The following is a 21,504-nucleotide window of genomic DNA, read 5'->3' as shown; positions in this document are numbered from 1 at the left end:
TTCGGGCGCGCCGGCGGACGCGCGCGAAGTCATTCCAGGGAGTCGACTCGACATGCATAGATCACACGGCCCGTTTCTTGCGCGTGTGGCGCTTGCCGCGATGTGCGTGGCAGGCGGACTGGCTTGGCCGGGCAGTGCCGCGGCAGCATCCGGCACGCCTGCGCCTGGTGCGTTTCATTCGGCTGTACCGGATGCGTACGTTCGTCCCGCTGCGGACGCGGCCGATCAGGCCGACATGCTGCAACATGCGCTGGACGCGTTGCAGCCTGGCCAGCGACTGGTGTTCGCGCCGGGGCGGTACGTGGTCGGCCGGTCGCTGGTCGTGCGGCAGCGGAATGTGGTGTTGTCGGGCTACGGCGCGACGCTGATCGCGACAACCCCGGGCGACCAGACGGTCGAGATGCGCGGCGCGGGTACGACGCTCGTCGGCTTTCGGCTCACCGGAACCGGCACGACACGCCTCACGACGCCGGAGTCTTCGAAGGTCGAGGTGACGGGGCGCGGCGTGCAGGTGCTCGACAATGTCATCGACGGTGGCGCGGGCGGCGGGATCTTCGTGTTCGGCGGCGCTGACGTCGCGATCGTCGGCAACGAGGTGCTGTCGACGCTGGCCGACGGCATTCACATGACGCACGGCTCGCACAACGTGCTCGTGCAGGGCAACGTCGTGCGCGGGACCGGCGACGACATGATCGCCGTGGTGAGTTACCAGGCGGAAGGCGTGCTGACGCGCAACGTGCTGATTACCGGCAACTCGCTGGAGGGCAACCCGTGGGGCCGGGGCATCACGGTGGTCGGCGGTTCGAACGTCACCATCTCGAACAATATCGTGCGCAACGTACAGGTGAGCTCGGGCATTCTCGTCGCGCAGGAAGACAGCAATCGAACTGCCGGCTCGTCCGACATCCGCATCGAGGGCAACTCGATCGCGGATATCCAGACAGCGACGGGCCGGGCCGATCCTCGTCCGGTCACGCAGCAGGCGGCGATCGAGGTCAGCACGTGGTCGGGTTCGGTGTCGCGCGTGACCGTGATCGGCAACCGTGTGTCGCATGCGCGATTCGACGGCATTCGCCTGTGGGGAAACGTGTCGGGCGTGCGGCTCGCGGACAATCAACTGTCGGGGATCGGCGGAATGCCGGTCCGGGTCGACCCCGCGCACGATTGCGCGACCGGCCGACCGGCGGGAGCGTCGGGTGGGCCGGCGAGGGGCGCGCCGTGTGCGGCCGCGCGTCAGCCGTTGTCGGCGGCAGGTGACGCGATCGGCGCGGATACGTCGTTGTTGCCGCGCGTGCGCGAATCGGTCAGGCAAGCGCGCTGGTCGCAAGGCGGCATCGACTGATCGTGCGTCGCGTGGGCCGCCGGTCGGCGACGCCATGCAGTGAACAGGCGGCCACCCCTTGTTCGCGCGGCGGCGCGCATCGCCATCGCGCACGCCGCCTCGATCCGCATGCGCTTACCGGATGACGTTGCGTTCCGAGGCTTCCTCGTCCGGTTCGCGCGAGGCGATCGACGGGCGCTGCCGCACGCTCTCGACGACCGGCCTTCCATACTGATCATCATACCGCACGATATCGTCTTCGCCGAGATAATCACCCGACTGCACCTCGATGATCTCGAGCGGAATCCGGCCGGGATTCTCGAGGCGGTGGACCTCGCCGACGGCGATATAAGTCGATTCGTTTTCGCTGAGCAGGAAGGTCTCGTTGCCGCGCGTGACCTTCGCGGTGCCGCGCACGACGATCCAGTGCTCGGCGCGGTGATAGTGCATCTGCAGCGACAGCCGCTTGCCGGGTTCGACGACGATCCGCTTCACCTGGAACCGCTCGCCGAGATCGATCGAATCGTAGTGGCCCCACGGCCGCTGCACCTTGCGGTGTTCGCTCGCCTGCGGGCGCTGCTCGGTCTTCAGGCGCGCGACGATGTTCTTCACGCGCTGCACGTCGTGCTTGTTCGCGACCAGCACCGCATCGGGCGTCTCGATCACGACGACGTCCTTCATCCCGACGCACGCGATCAGCCGGCCCTCCGAGCGCACGAGACTGTCCTGCGTGTCCTCGAACACGATCGGGCCGCGCGCGACGTTGCCCTGATCGTCCTTCGGCATGATTTCCCAGATCGCATCCCAGGTGCCGACGTCCGACCAGCCTGCGGACAGCGGCACCACGATCCCTTCGATGCCGAGTTCGGGGTGCTCCGCGAGGCGCTCCATGACCGCGTAGTCGATCGAGTCGGACGGGCACGCGTCGAAGGCCGCCGCGTCGATCCGGAAGAACGGATGCTCGGCGGTGCCCGCGCGCCATGCCGCGTCGCAGGCCGCATGGATGTCGGGTGCGAGCGCGCGGATCGCCTTCAGCCAGGTCGATGCGCGCGTGACGAAAATCCCGCTGTTCCACCAGTAATCGCCCGAATGCAGGTAGCGCTCGGCGAGCGCCGCGTTCGGCTTCTCGACGAAGCGCCCGATCGCATAGCCGCCTTGTCCGCCGAGGCGGCCGGCGCGCGGCTCGCCGACCTGGATGTAGCCGTAGCCGGTTTCCGCGCGGCGCGGCAGCACGCCGAGCGTGACGATCGCGCCTTCCTGCGCGTAGCGCGCCGCGCGCCCGACCGCTTCCTGGAATGCGGCGACGTCGCCGATCACGTGATCGGCCGGCATGACCGCGAGGATGGGATCGTCCGCGAGCACGCTGGCGTCGAGCGCCGCGAGCGTCAGCGCGGGCGCCGTATTGCGCGCGGCCGGTTCGAGCAGGATGCGGGCGGGGGCCGCGCGCCCGAGCACCTGCGCGGCGCTCATGATGCGATGCTGTTCGCCGCACACCAGCAGCAGCGTGTCGCCGAGCGCCGCGTTCGCGATGCCGTTCAGGCGGCGCGCGGTCGCCGACAGCGGCGATTCGTTCGAGGTCAGCTCGATCAGCTGTTTCGGATACTGCTCGCGCGACAGCGGCCAGAGGCGCGTGCCGGAACCACCGGCGAGTATGACGGGCAGGACGCAGGGCAGCTCGGGATCGGGAACCGGGCGAAGGTTGGCGTTCATCGATTGGCTCCGGTATCGGCAGGCAGCCGGTTGTGTGCGCGGCCGTCGACGCGCGCGTCCTCGTTGCGCGATCGCGGCGCCGCGACGGTCCGGGACAGCAGCTGACGCAGCGCGCCGGCGGCGCGGTCGGCGGGCCGGACGAGACCGACGAACGGCGCGCCCTGTTCGAGATAGGGACCGTATGCCTTTCGGAATCCGAAACGCTTATAGAAGTCCTGGCGTTGTGCGGGAACGTGCGTGCGAACCGCCACGTCGGGCCATGCGGCCTGCGCGGCCGTGAGCGCGCGCTGCATGAGTTGCTCGAGGGTGCGGTCGTCGCGACATGCCTCGCTCGTCAGCACCTTGTCGATCACGACGTCCGGATCGGCGTCGTCGCCGGGCAGCACGCGCGCGTAGGCGACGACTTCCGTCGTGTCACCCTTGTGCATGCACGCGAACACGTGCAGCGCATGCGCATCCTTGCCGTCGATGTCGAGATGCGTATGCGCATCCTCGACCACCAGCACTGCGTTGCGCGAGCGCAGGATTGCATAGAGATCGACGGCGCTCAGATGTTCGAATTCACAACAATGCCATTCCATGATGCGGTCCTCGTGTGAAGCCTTCAGCACGCCGAGCCGCATGAACGCGTTCGTCCGGTGCGGCTCGCCGATGTCCATGATGCGGATGCGGGGCGCGCCGGTCTGTTCGAAAGCATACTCACACTCTCGTTATGCCCGTTTCGTGCGGGCGATGCCGGCAGCGCGAAACGGGCCGTGATGTGAGCGGGGCACTGTGCGGTATCACACAGTGGCCGCATGCCGGCTTTCCCATAATTGATTCGTCGCGACTGTCCGCTGCGAACCGCGCAGCGGGCAGTCTGCATCGAACGCGATTGAAGAATCGGGGGCTGTACTTGAGATTGCGATCGTTCACGGCGGGTCGGCCGCGCATCGCGACCGGTTGCTCGCAGGCCAGCATCTGCCGCATCGTCGATGTCCTCGCGATGCGCGCATCCTTCATCCGGACGCGATCGTTTCGACGCGCCGGCCAACACGCGCATACTTGCGACGGTGCGCTGCCCGATGCTTTCGCGCTGCATGCGGCCCTGCACCAGCACAGTGCCCGTCGCGCCGGCCTGTCGGCAGCGATCGTTGGCGGCGCGACACGCATGGACGCCATGCTGCATCGCGTCAGGAGACGGACGGCACGACCGGCTGCTTCGTTACGATGTTGTAACGAACACGCGCGGTTCGCCCGCGTTCGATGCGTGATGGCGGTGTCGCAGGGGCGCGCGATTATCCACGGATGCAAAACGCTTCCCGGATTATTTGCGCGATTCAAGCGAGAATCGCGGGCAATGGAAGGCGCCGATCTTGCAGAAAAGTGGTATTTGGCACTGATTGACGGGAATGGTCGTGGATAATCAAATCTGAGGCGCTAAACGCGCGCTGCGCGCGCCGGGGCGGCAGCGTAATCGGCTGAATCGATTTTATCTTTTGGTAACAAGGCCATCTCGATACGGGGTGTAGATTCAGGAACGGATGAAATGAGGCCACCATTCCGAAAGCGGGTTGGCGGCCATCCGGTTCAGCATCGGGCGCGGCTGTCGTGTACGACGCGACGCAAATGCGGACGGAAATCCCGTTTGCCGACGCGCTCCGCCTGACGGCGCGTCGTATGAAAGCCGGAACGCCGCGGCTCCCGCGGCCGCGCGTTCCCTTCGAGTTCGATGACAACGAGGCCGGATGACATCCGGCTCGACCTCCGGGGGCTCTCGCCGTGTGCAGTTTCGATCTTCGCCAAAGCTGCGGAAACGCGGCGCGGACAGGTGGCCATGCGCCGCCGACCGCAGCGCACGCGAACGGTTCGCGGAGTGGAGAAAGTGATGGTTCGCTATGAATATGCCAATAACGCGCGATAAGAGCGCCGGCGGGGAGAGGATTACCGGGCAGCGTCCTCTGATTTACTGGACCCAGACGCCGTCCGTCATGCTGCGCAAGGAACTCGCGCGACGCGACTGGAAAGTGACGGTCGTCGCGCACGCGAGCGAATTGCGCGATACCTCCGGCGAAATCACCTGCGGCATCCTCGACCTGAGCGGCGGTCACGCCGACGCGATCGGCAGCATCGCGTCGACCTGCGCGTCGATGCGCGACGTCGTGTGGGTCGCACTCGTCGAGACCGGCCAGACCGCCTCGCCGAACGTGCGCGCGCTGTTGCGCGACTATTGCTTCGACTACATCACGTTGCCCGCGTCGCACCAACGCATTGCCGATACGGTCGGCCATGCGTACGGAATGGAATGCCTGTTCGCGCGCGATCGGGAACGCCTCGAATCGCAGGAGAACGGTATCGTCGGCACCTGCAGCGCGATGTTGCGGCTGTTCGATACGGTGCGGCGCTTCGCGCGCACCGACGCGCCCGTGTTCGTGTTCGGCGAGACGGGCACCGGCAAGGAACTGACGGCCGTCGCGATCCATCGTCATTCGGAACGGCGTAGCGGCCCGTTCGTCGCGGTCAACTGCGGAGCGATCCCGCCTCACCTGCTGCAATCGGAACTGTTCGGCTATGAGCGCGGCGCGTTTACCGGCGCGAACGCGCGCAAGATCGGCTACGTCGAGGCCGCAAACGGCGGCACGCTGCTGCTCGACGAAATCGGCGACCTGCCGCACGAGAGCCAGGCGAGCCTGCTGCGCTTCCTGCAGGAGCGCGCGATTCATCGCCTCGGCGGCAGCGACCCGGTGCCGGTCGACGTGCGGATCGTCTCCGCGACGCACGTCGACCTGCGCGAAGCGATGGAAGAAGGGCGTTTCCGCGCGGACCTGTTCCACCGTCTTTGCGTGATGCGCATCGACCAGCCGCCGCTGCGCGCGCGCGGCAAGGACATCGAGCTGCTCGCGCATCACATGCTCGAACGCTTTCGCGGCGACGCGCGCCATCGCGTGCGCGGCTTTTCGACGGATGCGATCACGGCGCTCTACAAGCATGACTGGCCGGGCAACGTGCGCGAACTGATCAACCGCGTGCGGCGCGCGGTCGTGATGACGGAAGGGCGCCTGATCACCGCGCAGGACCTCGAGCTCGAATACTGTCTCGACGCGGCGTCGCCGTCGGTGGCCGACATCCGCAAGTCGATCGAGCGCGAAGCGATCGAAACCGCGCTGCTGCGCACGCGCGGACGCGTCGCCGCATCCGCGCGCGAGCTCGGCGTGTCGCGTGCAACGCTCTATCGCTGGATGGAAGCGTACGGCATCGAGCGGCCGCGCGGCACGGGCTCGTCGGACTGACGCTCGCGGTGCGGCCGTGCGAGCGTGTGCGTGATCCGGGTCCCGCGCCCGCTCGCGCCCGCTCGCGTCAGCCGGTCAACGCCGCACGCACGGTTCGCGCGGCGTTGACCGCGCGGATTTCGACGGTCGGGGGCGCGCCGGCGGCAGCTTGGCCGCCGGTGTTCGGGAGCGGCACGAGCGCGACACGCGCCGGCGTGCCAGGCGCGAGATCGAACCAGTCGTCGCGCGGCACGAAGCCCGGTGCATCGATCTGCACGTGACGTGCGACGTGGCGCGTGCCGATGTCGACGTGCCACGTGTCGCCGGTGCGCGACACGCATGCCTCGATGCCGGGTTCACGGCGGGCGAACACGGCCGGGTGCGTGCGGGACGGGAAGTAGAACGCCTGCGACAGCAGCGTGCCGTCGTCGGCGCGCAGTGTCGCGACGACGGTATCGTGCTCGCACGGGCCGAAGCGATACGCGTAGGTCCAGTCGAAGAAGCGGCCGAGCAATTCGGCCGAATCGAGCCGCACCGTGTCGTGCGCGGCGATCCGGACCGGAGCGCCGGCACGCGCGAGCGGCGTGCGGCCGTCGCGCAGCGCGACCAGCTCGACGGCCGCCGACAGCGGCGCCGGCCGCTCGTTGATCACGTGCACGTCGAGCCCGTTCAGCCCTTCGTCGACGAGCAGGACCTGCACGGGCTGAAGTACCTGGCGCAGCGCATACCACGCCGATTTCGGCCGATGCGCCGCATCGAGCAAGCCCCATCCGGCGCCCGCCATCACATCCTGGAACTGCCAGACGAGCGCACCCGCGCAGCGTGAGCCGGTGCGCCGCCACTCCGAGAACGTGTCCCGCATCAGGTCCGCGATCACCGCGCGCGACAGCTCGAAGTAGCGCGACGGATCCTCGCGCCGCAGGCGGTCGGGCGCCACGTCGTACAACGTCTGCAGATAATGATCGCGAATATCGTCGAAATCCCACGACGTGCCGGGGTCGCGCGGCACGGCCGCTTTCCACCGCGGCTCGTGCACGCCCGGCCAGCCGAGGCTGGCGAGCATCGCATCGCACGGCACGTTCGCGAACGCGAGGCATTCGCTCGCGAAGCGCACGTCGGCGCGACGCGCGTCGTCGAGCGGGCGAAGGTACGCGCCGACACCGTAATAGTGCGACACGCGCTCGCGCGGCATGAACGGCAGCACGCCGCCGTCGGGCGAGTCGGGGACGTACAGCGCGTCGGGCCGCCGTGCCGCCGCGTGGTCGGCGAGGCGCTCGGCGGTCAGTTCGAGGAAGCGCTGCTTCGGCCCGAGCCCCGACATCGCGCCCTGCTGCGCAATCTCGCTGCCGCCGCACAGCACCGCGAGCGACGGCGACGCGCGTACGCGCGTGAGGAACTGTTCGGCTTCGCGACCGACGGCGTCCGCGAAGGTGCGATCGTCGAGCGCATAGTCGAAGTTCGCGAACATGAAGTCCTGCCAGACGAGCAGTCCGAGCCGGTCGCACCACGCATGGAATGCGTCGGCCTCGTAGGTCATCGTGCCACCGACGCGAATCATGTTGAAGCCGGCGTCGCGCGCGTATCCGAGCAGCCGGCCATAGGTCGCGTCGTCCGCGTGCAGCGCGAGCGGTGCGGCGCTGCTCCAGCATGCGCCGCGCGCGAACACGCGCACGCCGTTGACGCGCAACCCGAACCCCTTGCCGTCGTCGCCCGCGTCCGGTTCGATCGTGCGAAAGCCCGTCGCGCCGAGCGGCCGCCGTTCGGCACCGATGTGCAATGCGACCTCGTAAAGCACCGGTTCGCCATGCGTGTGCGGCCACCAGCGGCGCACGTTCGGCACGGCGACGGTCGCATGCAGCCGGTCGGCGCCGCGGCGTTCGAGCGTCGCGTGGTGCTCGCCGCACGACAGCCGGGCTGCAAACGCATCGGGCAGCGGCCCGGCGAACGCGAGTTCCGCATCGAGCCAGCCGGTATCGCCGTCGATGCGGGCGTGCAGGTCGCAGTGGACGAGAACGGGACCGTCGGCAGGGTCCAGCACGTCGACGGGCCGCCACGGACCGGTCGGCACGCAGCGCGGAAACCAGCCGGGCATGTGCCCGAGCAGCGACGTGCGAACGGTGCGCAACGTCGCCGGTTCGGCGAGCCGCGTGCGCCAGCGTGCGCGGCGCGGTGCGCGCACATCGCGCAGGTGCGGCGCGAGGGCGCGGAAGCAGACGGTCAGCCGGTGCGTGCCGTCGAGCGACACGGGCACGTCGTGCGCGACGAACATGCTGTCCGAGCGCAGGATCGGCGTGTCGTCGAGCCATGCCTCGGCGAGCGTCGCGAGGCCGTGAAAGCGCAGCACGCGCGGCCCGTGCCCGTGCAGTTCGACGCGATACCAGTGGTCGCGCTCGTCGAGCGACGCGGTGTCGTCGGCCCGGCCGGCCAGCGCGAGCGCCTGCGCGACCGTGCCGGGGACGGGGGCGGCGATCCAGCCGTCGGCCGGAAGATCGAGCGGCCCGCGCGCGGCACCCGCGGCCGTGGCGAGCAGCGACCACGCGAGCGCGGCATGCGCGCGCGTCACCGCAGCAACGGCGCGGCGGCCGCGTCGACGCGCACGGGCGCCGCGTGCTGCAGCGGCGGGCGATCTGCCGCGCGCAGTCGATCAGGTCGGCGTAAGCCGCTTCGATCGCTTCGAGCGTCGCGTCGCCGCGCTCTTCCTTGCCGCGCGCACACGCCCGCGCCAGCCGGAACTCCAGCACCATCGCCTCGGACGCGATGCGGTCGCAGGCGGTACGAATCTCGGCGAACGGCCCGACGCAGCCGCTCGCCTGCAGCCAGCGCGCGTAATGGCCGAACAGTTCGAAGTTCGCGCCGAGTTGCCGCACCGAATTGAACGAGTACGCGTGGAAGCGTTCGAGCGGGGAATCGGCGAGCGATTTCGCATCGAGCTGCAACTGGCGCCGGAACGCCGTGACCGGATTGACGACCGGCAGCCGGCGCAGATGCCGCTGCAGCGACGCGAGCGAGACTTCGCACAGCGCGCGCTCGTCGAGCGGTGCGAAACGCCGCTTCGCGCACTCGACGTACGGCGGCAGCGGCATCGGCGAACAGCCGCCGACGAGCCCGTTGTAGTCGAAGTCCTCGGCCACGTAATAGCCGCTGTTGTGGAAGTAGCCGATCTGGCGGCGCGTGCGATCGATCGAGTCGATGCCGATCGTCGTCTTCGTATGCTGCGTGCGGTAGCTGCTGCCGCGCGTGTCCGGCAGGAACCACGCGTCGACCTCGACGATCATCAGGTGACCGCGCGCGACCTGCGTCTCGATGTGCTGGTCGAGCGGCTCGTAGATCGAGTGTTCCTGCACGACGATGCCGTACAGCCGCTCCAGTTCGTCGTGCGGAAACTTGAAGAACGTGAACTGGTCGCCCTCGAAGTCGAGCGCGATCGTAAACGGCAGCGCCGCGTACGGGTTGAGGCCCCACCAGCGGAGCACCTCGAGCCACATGTCGACATAGCAGTTGGTCTGTTTCCAGACCATCTCCTGACTGTGCAGCGGGTGCGGCCGATAGTGGCGTGCGCGGTGGCGCACGTCCTCGAACGACGCGTCCTCGCCGTCGCGGGACACGAATTTCATCGCGTACCCCACAGCACGTCGCGAACGTCGGCCGGCCATGCGTCGAGGTCGAAACCGTGATGACGGAACAGCGCGAGCGTCAGCCGCTCGAGGCCGAAGCCGACGCAGCCCGTGTGCGCGACGTCGCCCGTCGCGGTGCGGATGTCCCACAGCAGCCCGAAGTGATCCATGTGGTAGTTGAAGCTCAGGCACGCGGTCTGGCGGTCGTCGTGCTCGATCGGGATCAGCAGCTCGAACTTCAGGTTCTGCTCGCGCTGGCTGTTCGCGACGATCTTGCCGCCGCGCCCGAAGAACGGATCGTTCGCGAGATCGATCGCGTTCGGCAGTTGCAGCGCCTCGATCATCCGTGTGCCGCGCTCCATCCACGTCGCGCGGAACGCGACGATCTGCTCGGGCGTGCCGATGCGTATGTATTCGCGCATCCGGAACAGCTGCATGCGGGTCGGGTCGAGCGACGGCTCGTGGCGGAAGCAATACGAGAACACGTCGACGATGCGGCCGTCGCCGGGCAGGGCACCGGCACGCGCGACGACCGGATAGACCGGATAGCAGGCGGCCGGCGTCATCACGACGTAGGTCGGCTTTTGGCTTTCGGTCCAGTCCTCGCCGCGGTCGAGGCACTGCAGCACGCGCTGGTGCCGCTGTTCGTCGCCGCAGAACGCATGCACGCTGCCCGCGAGTTGCGGGAAGCTCTTCATGTATTCGCTGCGCTCGAATTCGGTGCGGCTCATCGCCGGCGGGAAGCGCAGCACTTCGGCCTGCTGGTCGGCGCCGAGGCGCGTGACGAAGGCGTCGAGCGCTTCGACGACGCGCTCGAACCGCTCGCTGCGGCCGAACAGGCCCTGGATGCCGGTCGACACGAGCAGGCCCGCATCGATCAGCTCGTCGCGCAGCGGATTGACGCCCGCGCGGTCGAGCGGCGCGTCGGACGGGGTGGCGGCGGAAGGCACGGAGAGGCGATCGTTCACGAATGTTTCTCCAGCGTCGCGGGACGCAGTGCGAGCAGCAGGCTCGAGGTATTGGCGGCAATGCGGTCGTTGCTGATCATCAGCGGCGCCGCGTGCAGGTCGCGCAGGTGGCGGCCGATGCTGAACGGTGTGCCGTGCTTGTAGCCGGCCATCCCGCAGATCATCATCGCCTGCTGGACGACTTCGAGCGCGGTCGACGACACATAGGTCTTCAGCGTGTTGATCTCGGCGGCCCAGGCCATGCCGGCCGACCACGAGCGGGGCGATGCGCTGGCGTAGAGGCGCAGCACGCTGTCGACGCGGGCCTGCATCGCCTGCATCAGCGCAAGCGATTCGGCGATGCGCCGCGACGCGGGCGACGGTGCACCGTCGGTCTGGCGCGCCTGCATGCGGAAGAACTGGTGCGCGCGATGGAACGCGTCGCCGGCCACGCCGATCCACACCGCCGCCCACAGGATGTGCGAAACCGGCACCATCGTCTGTTCGGCGATCTGCGCGAACGGCACGGGCAGGCACTGCACGGTCGTGCCCTGTGCATCGAGCACGAAGCCGTTGCTGCACGTGCCGCGCATGCCGAGCGTGTCCCATTCGCCGCGGCGCGTGAGCGTATAGCCGTCGCGCAGCACCGTGACGAGCACCTGCTCGGACGCCGGCGCGTCGGCGTCGCGCCGCGCGGTCGCGAGGATGCCGTCCGCGTAGTCGCCGTACGAGATCGTCGGCGCGGATTTGTGCAGCCGGAATTCGCCGCCGTTGGTCTCGAGCGCGCACTGGCTCGCGCGCAGGTTGCCGCCGACGCCGTCCTCCGACGTCGCCGACGCGAGCAGCCACTGATGGCGCACGAGCTGTTGCAGGAACAGCTTGTGCCAGCCCTGGTCGGCCGCGTGATTGACGATGCAGGCCACCTGGATCTGGTGCATCGCGAACACCATCGCCGACGATGCGCAGGCCTGGCCGAGGATCGAGCATGCCGATGCGACGTCGGCCAGCGACGCGCCGGCGCCGCCGAGCCGGGTCGGGACCATTGCGCTCAGCAGGCGGCGCGCACGCATGGCCTCGATCGCCTCGACAGGGCAGCGCGCGTCCCGGTCGACCGCATCCGCGTGCTGGGCGGCGATTTGCGCGACGGCGTGCGCGGCCTCGTCGAGCCGGCGTGGTTCGTCGTCGGCCGCGAGTTCGGGAAGCAGCGCGCTCATGCGGAATGCTCGGCGCGTTGCAGGGTCGCGATCGTGTCCGCGAGCGCGTCGACGCTGCGGAACAGATTGCGGTTCAGCATCTCGTCGGGAATCTCGATGTTGAACTGCTTCTCGATCGCGAGCATCAGCTGGATCGTATCGAGCGAGGAGAGGCCCGCTTCGTAGAGGTCATCCCCGTCACCGATCGAGTCGATCGCGGCTTCGAGGTGGGCGACGTGCTTGAGGATGGTTCTGATTTCGTTTTTCACGTGCTGCTCCGGCGTGTGAGGTGTCGTCCGCAAGGGCGGACGCGCGCAGCGCGCTGACATCCCCCCGGCAGTCCGGCATCAGTAGACCATTCGCACGCCCGGCGTTCTGTTCGCCACCCTACAATCGGCTGACTCGCGTCGCACGCGTGCGCCGACACGCCGTGCGCATCACGCGCGTGCCGCGGCGCTCACGCCCGAGTCGGCCGACAGGATGCGCTTCATCTCGTCGCGCACGATCGCGCGGCAGCCGCACGACATTTTCTCGAGGCCCGCAAGGTCGGCAAGCTCGATCGAGCTCCGGTACTGACGGATCAGGCCGAGTTTCTGGATCTCCCCGGCCGCATCCGTGACCGTCTCGCGCCGCACGCCGAGCATCTGCGCGAGCATGCTGTGGGTGATCTGGATCTCGATGCTGCGCGACCGGTCGTACGCGAGCAGGAACCATCTGCATAACTGATGTTTGAGCACGTGATGTCGGCTGCAGAACGTGATCTGCGAGACCTGGGCCATCAGCAGCCGCACGCAGACGAACACCAGATGGCGAATCACCGGCGACGCGTCGAACGCGGCGGCGAAGATGCGCCGGTCGAGCCGGTAGACGAAGCCGTCGCGGCAGGCGACGGCACGGCACGGCATCCGGCCGCTGCCGCCGATCACGTCGTCGCAGACGACGCTCTCGCTGCCGATCTCGGCCACTTCCAGCGTCATGCCGCCGGACGACACGTACTGCAGCGAAATCGCCGTCGTGACGGGCAGGTAGACCGCGTTGAGCATTTCACCCGGTTCGCACAGCACCTGGCCCGATTTCAGGTGAACGAGTTGGAGGTTGGCAATCAGCGTCGCGCGTTCGTCGCGGTCGAGGGCCGCGACGAACCGGTTGGCGTCGAAGCTGTGGGAAAGCTCGATCATGCCGCTCGCGTGGGCGACGGCGTCATTGGCCTGGTGGGTCACGGCGGATCCTCGTAGGGAGCGATCGCACATCGCGCGGCGCCATCCACGGGGATTTAGCACGCACGTGCGGATTCGTGTTCATAGAAATTCGAATGCCGATGGCGAAAAAGGCTAGCACGCAATTCAATTCGATAAATTGCGCATTACGTCACTTCACAATGTTTGACGATTCGGGGTAAATGAAAAGGTTATAGGTATTTGAAGATCGTCTTCGTATGAATTAATTGCACTGGAGGGTGAATCGCGAATTCGGTGCTGATCGAGAATCAATCCGGCAACGAAGTGCATCGTACAAGAAAAATATCTAGAATGCATTGAACATTATTTGACAATTGAGATTCGCGGGTATGATTTATTAATTAAATCATGGTGTTGCGTGAGATATGTGCGTTTGATTACAGTGTTGTAAATTAATCCGGCGATTCATATTTGAGACAGTTTCAAACGACCATTCGAGCGTGCGGCACGCGACTCTGGCCCGTTTGAGACATCATGGAAACAATTGAAAACCGGGTGTAAGTTATTGAACGATAAGACTCCCGCGCCGCTGCCGGTTCCACTGCCGGCCCCGCGCTCAATGATCAGTCGAATTGCCGGCTGCGTCCGCGACGCAAGCGGGTGTCCGGAAATGAGACGTTTTTTGCGGTTTTCGATCGGCTATTCGGGGGCGCTAAATCGCAAGTCATTTATATATTAAGGATGGAGCGGGTATTGGCACGTAAATCGCTTATCGAAACGGGCGTGTCGAAACGGGACGGCCGATTCGATCCAGCGGCGAGACGCCGTGGGTCGATTGGATCGAGGGTTGTGGGCCGCAACCCGCGTCGCCGTCCGGGCGCGCATCGCGATAACGAATTCCGCTGACGCGGCTGCATGCGGCGCGGACGATAAAAGGGATACAGACATGCTTCATCTTCACTCGAGCTATTCGGCGAATGCCATCCTCGATGCCCTTCCGGAGGACAGCATCCGTGCCATCGCACCGCACCTCGAACTGGTCCGGATCAAGGCCGGCATGCTCGACCGTGTCGGGGAACCGATGCGCCACCTGCATTTCCCGACCACCGCCATGATGTCGGTGCAGCACCTGATGGAGGACGGAGCGATGGTCGAGGTCGCCGTGGTCGGCCGCGAAGGTGTGGTCGGCCTGGCGACGCTCGTCGGCGGCACCGCGGTATCGAATCGCGTCGAAGTCCGGATCGGCGGGATGGCCTACCGCGTGCCGACCTGCGTGATGCGCTCGGAATTCGAACGTTCGCCGGCGACGTATCGGCTGCTGCTGAACTACTGCCAGGCGACGATGGCGCAGATTTCGCGCAGCGCGTTGTGCAACCGGCATCACTCGGTCAGCGAGCAGTTGAGCCGCTGGCTGCTGCTCGCGCATGACCGGATCGACGGCGACGAACTGGCCGTCACGCAGCAGACGATCGCGAACATGCTCGGCGTGCGTCGCGAAGGCGTGACGGAAGCGGCCGGCAACCTGCAGGAAGCCGGGCTGATCCGTCAGCGTCGCGGCCGCATCACCGTGCTCGATCGCGACGGTCTCGAGCGCCAGGCATGCGAGTGCTACGAGCTGATTCGCGCGGACTATCGCCGGCTGCTCGGCACGCGGGCCGGCGCGCGTGCGGTGCCGGTGCGGCCGCGCATGCAGGACCTGCACGGCGGTTTCCCCGCGCACGGTGTGTGACGATGCATGCGATGGCGGGTGGAACGAATGCGATGCGACGCGCCGCGATCGCCGCGGTCGATGTTGCGCTGGTGCTGGCAGGTGCGCTCGCCGCGCAGGCTGCGATGGGGCTCGCGTGGCACGATCTGTCGGACGCGCAGCGCGGCACGGTCGCATTGCTGTGCGTGCTGACCGTCGCGCTGTTGCCGCGCAGCGTGCGCGTGACGCGCGGCGCGGCGTCGCCGCACGACGGCGGTGCCGTGCTGACGCGCACGGTGGTGGCCGTCGTGTGCGTGGGTACGCTGACGGTGGCCGGCACGATGTGGATCATGAACCGCGGCGGCACGGTCACGACGCGCTGGATCGCGCGGACGGTGCTGTCCGGCGACGCGGCACTGCTGCTCGGCAGGCTGGCACTCTGCGCGCTGGCGATGAAGCGTGGCGATCCGCGCGCGCGGCAGCGGCGGGTTGCGGTCGTCGGGGCGACCGCTTACGGACGGGTGGCGATCGAGCGCATGCAGCTCGAACCGGCCGGGCCGTTCGCGGCTGCCTGCGTATTCGACGACGATGCACCGGCCGCGGCCACGGCTGACGGGATCGGCGGCGTGCCGGTGATCGACGACTGGGTCGCGTTGCGGCGCATGATCCGCGGCGGCGAGATCGACGAAGTGTGGCTCACGCTGCCGATGTCGCACGAGTCACGCATCCAGCGCATCGTGCGCGAACTGCGCGACGAGTTCGTCGAGCTGCGGCTGTTGCCGGACGTGCGGCAGATGGCGGTCGTCGAGCGATCCGCGACCGATGTGCTCGGCATGCCGGCCATCAACCTCGCGACCACGCCGCGTTCCGCGCCGGAACTGTGGGCGAAGTTCGCGTTCGACCGGCTGTTCGCCGGCGCCGTACTGATTCCGCTGCTGCCGCTGCTCGCGGCGCTGGCGATCGCGGTGAAGCTGTCGTCGCCGGGGCCCGTCTTGTTCAGGCAGCGCCGCAAGGGCGCCGACGGGCGCGAGTTCCATATCCTCAAGTTCAGGACGATGCGCGTGCATCGCGTACAGCCCGGTGTCGTGCGACAGGCCTCGCGCAACGATGCGCGCATCACGCCGGTCGGCGCGTTCCTGCGACGCACGTCGCTCGACGAGTTGCCGCAGTTCTTCAACGTGCTGTTCGGCCAGATGTCGGTGGTCGGCCCGCGTCCGCACGCGATCGAACACGACGACTTCTACCGGCAACTGATCGACTGCTACATGTATCGCTATCGCGTCCGGCCGGGAATCACGGGATGGGCGCAGGTGAACGGCTATCGCGGCGAGACACGCAAGGTCGAGGCGATGGCCGCGCGCGTGAAGTTCGACCTGTTCTACATGCAGAACTGGAGCTTCTGGTTCGACATGAAGATCATCCTGATGACGGTCGTGCGCGGCTTCGTCGGGCGCAACGCGTTTTGATGAAGAGGATTGCGAAGTATCGAGCGTCGACTCGCGCTTCCGGCCTCGATACGACGCGTCCCGCAACCGCGCTTCAGCTGTGCGCCGGCGGCTGAGCGGCTGCCGGCAACGCAGCGGGCGAGACGGCGGGGCTGGCGTCGGGCGCGGCCTGCGCGCTCGACGGCTGGATGGCGTGCTGGATCGTCGGCACGACCATTGTCGGGAACAGGGCCGCAAGGGCCACCCAGATGACGACGCCGAACAACATGACGTTCTCCCGGAAAGCCGCGGATTCGCCGCGCATGCTCTCAATCTACGACGCAACTTTTTACAGGGGATTGATCGACCTCAACGGGGGCTGCGTCAGACGAATGCTGCCCCGCGAGGTTTTCGCATCAGTCCCCGGTTTCTGATGCGCGATGGGGGCGCTGACGCCGGTCAACACATGCGTGTGCATTGGGTTTATGCTGCGTCGAATGCGTCCCGCACTTCATGTGGCCGGACGCGCATCCGGGCACGACGAGCCGGGCATCCCGGCCCGCCGTGCACCGGCGCGACAACCGCGCGCCGCATGCCTCATTGCGCGGAACCCGGAAAAGGAGGGACGGCGATGGCGCTCGATCGAGAACAACGGCAGACGCTGCAGCGACGGCTGACCGAGAGCGAGCAGGCGTTGCGTGCGGAGATCCGGACGAGCGAGGACCAGCGCGCGTCGGAGTCCTATGCGGAGCTTGCCGGCGCGGCGCCGGACGAGGGCGACGAGGCCAATGCCGATCTGTTCGTCGACATGGATCACGCGCTGATCGGGATGAAGCTGGCCGAGTTGCGCGCGATCGGGCGCGCGCAGCAGCGCATGCGCGACGGCAGCTACGGCGAGTGCATCGATTGCGATGCGCCGGTCGGCTACGAGCGACTGCTCGCGCGCCCGACCGCCGAGCGTTGCACGCATTGCCAGTCGATATACGAGCGGCGCTACGCGACGACACCGCGCGCATCGCTGTGACGCCGGTGCAGGGGCCACGCAAGCAGCGAGCCCCGCGCGGCACGACACGGGCGATCGGCGCAGGATGACCAACGGGCACCCGCCGCCGTCGACATGCGGCGCCGGGCGGGCCGACGCCGGCACGCCGGCGCACGGCGCCATCCACGTGGAAGGGAGCCACGCCGATCATGCCGATCCACAATGCCGAGTGCGCGGCCGTCTTCACCGAAATCGCCGACATGCTCGAGATCCAGGGCGCCAACCCGTTCCGCGTGCGTGCCTACCGCAACGCGGCCCGTACGATCGCCGACTACGGGCGCGACATTCCGGCGATGATCGAGAGCGGCAGCGATCTCGGCCGGATTCCATCGATCGGTGCCGATCTCGCGGCGAAGCTGCGCGAGATCACCGCGACCGGTACCTGCGAACTGCAGCAAACGCTGCGCCATGCGTTGCCGGGCGCGATCGTCGAACTGCTCGACGTGCCGGGGCTCGGCGCGAAACGCGTCAAGGCGCTGCATGACGCACTGCACGTCGACTCGCTCGAGCAGCTGCGCGTCGAAGCGAAGAGCGGGCACGTGCGCGCGCTGCCGGGTTTCGGCGCGAAGACCGAAGCGCACCTGCTCGACGCGCTCGACGAGCGCCTGAAGCGCGAGCCGCAGCGCTTTCTGCTGCCGGATGCCGCGCAATCGCTGATGCCGTTGCTCGAGCGCTTGCGCAAGGTGGCCGGCGTCGGCGAAGCGGTGCCGGCCGGCAGCTTTCGCCGCTGCCGCGAGACGGTCGGTGATCTCGACATCCTCGTGACCGCACGCGATCCGGCCGCCGTGGCCGACGCGTTCGTCGGCTACGGCGAGGTCGCACGCGTGCTCGCGAACGGCAAGACGCGTTCGAGCGTCGTGCTCGGCAACGGGCTGCAGGTCGACCTGCGCGTCGTCGACGCCGACGCGTTCGGCGCGGCGCTCGTCTACTTCACGGGATCGAAGGCGCACAACATCGCGCTGCGCCGGATCGCGCAGGCCGGCGGGCTGAAGATCAACGAATACGGCGTATTCCGCGGCGACGAGCGGATCGCGGGCGCGACGGAGGCATCCGTCTACGAGGCGATCGGCCTTCACTGGGTGCCGCCCGAGTTGCGCGAGGGCCGCGGCGAGATCGACGCGTCGCGCGTCGGCGCGCTGCCGGCGCTGGTCGAACGCAAGCACGTTCATGGCGATCTGCATGCGCATACCGACGCGTCGGCAGGGCGCGACAGCCTGCGCGCGATGGCGGACGCGGCGCGTGCGCGCGGGCTCGCGTATCTGGCCGTCACCGATCGCACGCCGGAGTCCGGCGGCGGCCGCGCCGCTTGCGACTGGCTCGTGCGGCAGTGCGACGAGATCGACCGCCTCAACGCGTTGTTCGACGACTTCGTGCTGCTGAAGGGCGTCGAGGCGGGCATTCGCGAGGATGGCAGCCTCGATGTGCCCGACGACGTGCTCGGCCGGCTCGATCTCGTGGTCGGCGCGGTACATGACCGCTTCGACCTGCCGGGCGACGTGCAGACCGAGCGGCTGCTGCGCGCGATCGATCACCCGCATTTCACGATCCTCGCGCATCCGACCGGCCGGCTGCTCGGCGAACGCGACGCATGCGAACTCGACGTGCCGCGCGTGCTCGCCGCGGCCGCCGCGCGCCACTGCTTCGTCGAACTCGACGGCGACCCGCGGCGGCTCGACCTGCCGGACGTCTGGTGCCGCGAGGCCGCCAAGGCTGGCGTCGCGGTGGCGATCGGCTCGGACGCGCGGTGCGCGGACGATCTGGACAATCTCGGATACGGTATCGGCCAGGCGCGGCGCGGCTGGCTCACGCGACAGGACGTGCTCAACACGCGCACGCTCGCGCAACTGCGGCCGCTGCTGGCGCGTACGATGGGCGCGAGTGGTGCCAGCGGCACAACCGGCACAAGCATCGCGTCGAAGCGCGGCTGCCCGAAGCGCGCGTGACGGCGCACGTGCGCGCCGTCACGCATGCCGAAGTCAGGCCAGCACGTCTTCCGCCGGTACGTACGGCAGCCCGAGCGCCAGCGCGACGGCCTCGTACGTGATGTGGCCGTCGCACACGTTCAGGCCCGCGCGCAGATGCGGGTCGTCGGCCATCGCGCGTTTCCAGCCCTTGTCGGCGAGCGCGAGCGCATGGCCGAGCGTCGCGTTGTTCAGCGCGAACGTCGACGTGCGCGCGACCGCGCCAGGCATGTTCGCGACGCAGTAATGCACGACGCCGTCGACGACGAAGGTCGGCTGCGCATGCGTCGTTGCATGCGAGGTCTCGAAACAGCCGCCCTGGTCGATCGCGACGTCGACGACGACGGCGCCCGTGCGCATCGTCGCGATCATGTCGCGCGTGACGAGCCGCGGCGCCGACGCGCCCGGCACGAGCACCGCGCCGATCACGACGTCGGCGTCGCGCACGGCTTCGTCGATCGTATGCGCGTTCGAGCAGACGGTCGCGATCCGGTTCGCGAAGACCAGATCGAGCTGGCGCAACCGGCCCACGTTCGTGTCGAGCACGGTGACGCGCGCGCCGAGGCCGACCGCCATCTGCAGCGCACCGGTGCCGACCACGCCCGCGCCGAGCACCACGACGTGCGCGGCCGGCACGCCGGGCACGCCGGCCATCAGCACCCCGCGGCCGCCGCGCGGGCTTTCGAGGTGCGTTGCCGCGACCTGGATCGACATGCGCCCCGCGACCTCGCTCATCGGCGCGAGCAGCGGCAGTCCGCCGCCCGGGCCCGTCACGGTTTCGTACGCGATGCAGACCGCGCCGGACTTCACGAGCGCGGCCGCCTGCCCGGGATCGGGCGCGAGATGCAGATACGTATAAAGAATCTGTCCGCGCCGCAGCATCGCGCACTCGGCCGCCTGCGGCTCCTTGACCTTGATGATCATGTCGGCGCGCGCGAAGAGGTCGCGCGGGTCGTCGCACAGTGCGGCGCCGGCGGCCGTGTAGTCGTCGTCGAGCAGACCGATTGCCGTGCCCGCGCCGCGCTGCACGAGCACGCGATGGCCGTGTCGCGTGAGTTCACGTGCGCCGGCCGGCGTGAGGCCGACGCGGTATTCGTGATTCTTGATCTCCTTCGGCACACCGATCAGCATGAGTCGCCTCCATGGGTATTCGTTATGGTTGTCGTGCCCGGGCGCGCCGCGATCGTCCGATCGTGCGTGCCGGCGAACGGCACGTGAGCGACGGTTGCGCATGCACGGTTCGCGTGCCGTACTGGAATAAGAGGGTAGCGGTGGCCGGAGGGAAGTCAAGCGGCGGCCCGATGCGACGGTGCGCGCGCACTGCACCGCAACACGCGGCATGGCGTCTTGCGACCGGACGTCGCACTGCATGCGGCACGCGGTTTGGGTATCGTCTCGGGTGGCGCGGAGCGGGGCCGCGCGCCGGATTCCTTCCGGCTGGATCACGACACGACGACACGATGAGACAAGGAAGCTTACCGACATGACGGGCGCGTATTTCAGCGTGCCGACGCTTTGTGCGATCGCACTCGTTCACGTCTATTGGGCGTTCGGTGGACGGCTCGGCAAGCATGCGGCCATTCCGGAACAGGACGGCGTACCGCTGCTGCGGCCGACCGTGCCCGGCACGCTCGCCGTCGCGGCGGCGTTGCTGGCCGGCGCAAGCGCGGTGGCGTCGCGCGCGGGCTGGCTGTGGCCGAACCTGTATCCTGGCGCGATCGCGTTCGCGATCGTTGCGCTCGCACTGATCTTCGCGGTGCGCGCGGTCGGCGATTTCCGCTACGTCGGCTTCTTCAAGCGGGTTCGCGGGTCGCGTTTCGCGCGCATGGACAGCCTCTGTTACTCGCCGCTGTGTTTGGCACTTTCGTTGTCGATCGCGTCGATGCTGTGGCCGTGGTGAGCACCGCGTCGAGCGGGACGGCCGTTTTGCCGAGAGTGAGGCGGTAACGCGCGTCGCAGGCGCCGCATCGGAAAGCGCCGAGCGGCGCGGGCAGGGCAACCCCAGAAAAACCACGCCGATCGGGCGACATCCGCGCGTGTGTCCGGCCGATCGACGCCGCGGCCGCGCCACGGCTCTTGCGTATTCCGGAAAACGATTTCCTCATTATTGCGATTTTCGATGTAATGAATTGCACCGAACCCTTTGGAAATAGAACCGGTTCCATTTATAATTCGCGGC

The 21,504-nt window shown here is 67.9% G+C and carries 17 protein-coding genes and 1 pseudogene; 8 read left to right on the top strand and 10 right to left on the bottom strand.

All coding sequences use genetic code 11. The annotated features are described in order from the left end of the window. Window positions 1–52 precede the first annotated feature (52 nt). Complete coding sequence (locus PL79_RS33485; RefSeq protein ID WP_044842944.1) at window positions 53–1,342, top strand: right-handed parallel beta-helix repeat-containing protein; 1,290 nt, start codon at window positions 53–55, stop codon at window positions 1,340–1,342. A 114-nt stretch (window positions 1,343–1,456) separates the two neighbouring features. Here the strand turns inward: PL79_RS33485 and PL79_RS33480 are convergent, their stop codons facing one another. Together PL79_RS33480 and PL79_RS33475 are read right to left on the bottom strand one after the other, a co-directional pair. Then, window positions 1,457–3,031 carry a mannose-1-phosphate guanylyltransferase/mannose-6-phosphate isomerase gene (locus PL79_RS33480; protein WP_044842945.1) on the bottom strand — a complete coding sequence of 525 codons (1,575 nt, stop codon included), beginning with the start codon at window positions 3,029–3,031 and terminating at the stop codon, window positions 1,457–1,459. After that, the gene (locus tag PL79_RS33475; protein ID WP_044843144.1) at window positions 3,028–3,612 is read right to left on the bottom strand and encodes a drug:proton antiporter; all 585 of its coding nucleotides are present in this window, start codon (window positions 3,610–3,612) and stop codon (window positions 3,028–3,030) included. The genes PL79_RS33480 and PL79_RS33475 overlap by 4 nt, the downstream gene beginning before the upstream one ends. A 293-nt stretch (window positions 3,613–3,905) precedes the next feature. Between PL79_RS33475 and PL79_RS36390 the strand changes: the two genes are divergently transcribed. Both PL79_RS36390 and PL79_RS33470 read left to right on the top strand, forming a co-directional pair. Further along, window positions 3,906–4,436 (top strand): hypothetical protein, encoded by a 531-nt coding sequence (locus PL79_RS36390; RefSeq protein WP_207671188.1) that lies wholly within the window; start codon window positions 3,906–3,908, stop codon window positions 4,434–4,436. 472 nt (window positions 4,437–4,908) lie between these two features. Then, window positions 4,909–6,300 (top strand): sigma-54 dependent transcriptional regulator, encoded by a 1,392-nt coding sequence (locus PL79_RS33470; protein WP_044842946.1) that lies wholly within the window; start codon window positions 4,909–4,911, stop codon window positions 6,298–6,300. A gap of 67 nt (window positions 6,301–6,367) precedes the next feature. Here the strand turns inward: PL79_RS33470 and PL79_RS33465 are convergent, their stop codons facing one another. The 6 genes and pseudogenes from PL79_RS33465 to PL79_RS33440 form a co-directional block, all read right to left on the bottom strand. Then, window positions 6,368–8,842, bottom strand: a complete 2,475-nt coding sequence (locus tag PL79_RS33465; protein WP_044842947.1) for a glycoside hydrolase family 2 protein — start codon at window positions 8,840–8,842, stop codon at window positions 6,368–6,370. Next, window positions 8,839–9,893, bottom strand: a pseudogene (locus tag PL79_RS33460) (DUF1839 family protein). Before PL79_RS33460 ends, PL79_RS33465 begins: the two are co-directional and overlap by 4 nt. Continuing rightward, complete coding sequence (locus tag PL79_RS33455; protein WP_044842949.1) at window positions 9,890–10,861, bottom strand: amino acid--[acyl-carrier-protein] ligase; 972 nt, start codon at window positions 10,859–10,861, stop codon at window positions 9,890–9,892. Before PL79_RS33455 ends, PL79_RS33460 begins: the two are co-directional and overlap by 4 nt. Then, window positions 10,858–12,054 carry an acyl-CoA dehydrogenase family protein gene (locus PL79_RS33450; protein ID WP_044842950.1) on the bottom strand — a complete coding sequence of 399 codons (1,197 nt, stop codon included), beginning with the start codon at window positions 12,052–12,054 and terminating at the stop codon, window positions 10,858–10,860. Before PL79_RS33450 ends, PL79_RS33455 begins: the two co-directional genes overlap by 4 nt. Then, a complete protein-coding gene (locus PL79_RS33445; RefSeq protein ID WP_044842951.1) occupies window positions 12,051–12,302 on the bottom strand; it encodes an acyl carrier protein in 252 nt (83 codons plus the stop codon). The genes PL79_RS33450 and PL79_RS33445 overlap by 4 nt, the downstream gene beginning before the upstream one ends. A 168-nt stretch (window positions 12,303–12,470) precedes the next feature. Then, complete coding sequence (locus PL79_RS33440) at window positions 12,471–13,253, bottom strand: Crp/Fnr family transcriptional regulator (protein ID WP_193759904.1); 783 nt, start codon at window positions 13,251–13,253, stop codon at window positions 12,471–12,473. A 904-nt stretch (window positions 13,254–14,157) separates the two neighbouring features. On the opposite strand from PL79_RS33440, the gene PL79_RS33435 reads away from it, so the two are divergent. After that, the gene (locus PL79_RS33435) at window positions 14,158–14,940 is read left to right on the top strand and encodes a Crp/Fnr family transcriptional regulator (protein ID WP_044842952.1); all 783 of its coding nucleotides are present in this window, start codon (window positions 14,158–14,160) and stop codon (window positions 14,938–14,940) included. Between the two features lie 32 nt (window positions 14,941–14,972). Beyond that, window positions 14,973–16,364, top strand: coding sequence for an undecaprenyl-phosphate glucose phosphotransferase (locus PL79_RS33430; RefSeq protein WP_193759903.1), 1,392 nt, complete (start codon window positions 14,973–14,975; stop codon window positions 16,362–16,364). 73 nt (window positions 16,365–16,437) lie between these two features. Here PL79_RS33430 and PL79_RS36310 read toward each other — a convergent pair whose 3' ends face one another. Continuing rightward, entirely contained in the window at window positions 16,438–16,611 is a 174-nt protein-coding gene (locus tag PL79_RS36310; protein WP_185640812.1) for a hypothetical protein, read from the bottom strand. A 342-nt stretch (window positions 16,612–16,953) separates the two neighbouring features. Here PL79_RS36310 and PL79_RS33425 point away from each other — a divergent pair, with 342 nt between their 5' ends. Next, window positions 16,954–17,346 (top strand): TraR/DksA family transcriptional regulator, encoded by a 393-nt coding sequence (locus PL79_RS33425; protein ID WP_044842954.1) that lies wholly within the window; start codon window positions 16,954–16,956, stop codon window positions 17,344–17,346. A 167-nt stretch (window positions 17,347–17,513) separates the two neighbouring features. Beyond that, window positions 17,514–19,307 carry a DNA polymerase/3'-5' exonuclease PolX gene (gene polX / locus PL79_RS33420; RefSeq protein WP_044842955.1) on the top strand — a complete coding sequence of 598 codons (1,794 nt, stop codon included), beginning with the start codon at window positions 17,514–17,516 and terminating at the stop codon, window positions 19,305–19,307. 33 nt (window positions 19,308–19,340) lie between these two features. On the opposite strand, the gene ald is transcribed toward polX, so the two are convergent. Further along, window positions 19,341–20,456, bottom strand: a complete 1,116-nt coding sequence (gene ald, locus PL79_RS33415; protein ID WP_044842956.1) for an alanine dehydrogenase — start codon at window positions 20,454–20,456, stop codon at window positions 19,341–19,343. 352 nt (window positions 20,457–20,808) lie between these two features. On the opposite strand from ald, the gene PL79_RS33410 reads away from it, so the two are divergent. Further along, complete coding sequence (locus PL79_RS33410; protein WP_044842957.1) at window positions 20,809–21,225, top strand: DUF3995 domain-containing protein; 417 nt, start codon at window positions 20,809–20,811, stop codon at window positions 21,223–21,225. Window positions 21,226–21,504: the final 279 nt, after the last annotated feature.

The organism is Burkholderia sp. USMB20 (assembly GCF_000949135.2).
Classification (GTDB): Bacteria; Pseudomonadota; Gammaproteobacteria; order Burkholderiales; family Burkholderiaceae; genus Burkholderia.
This window is presented reverse-complemented; position numbering and strand designations above follow the sequence as displayed.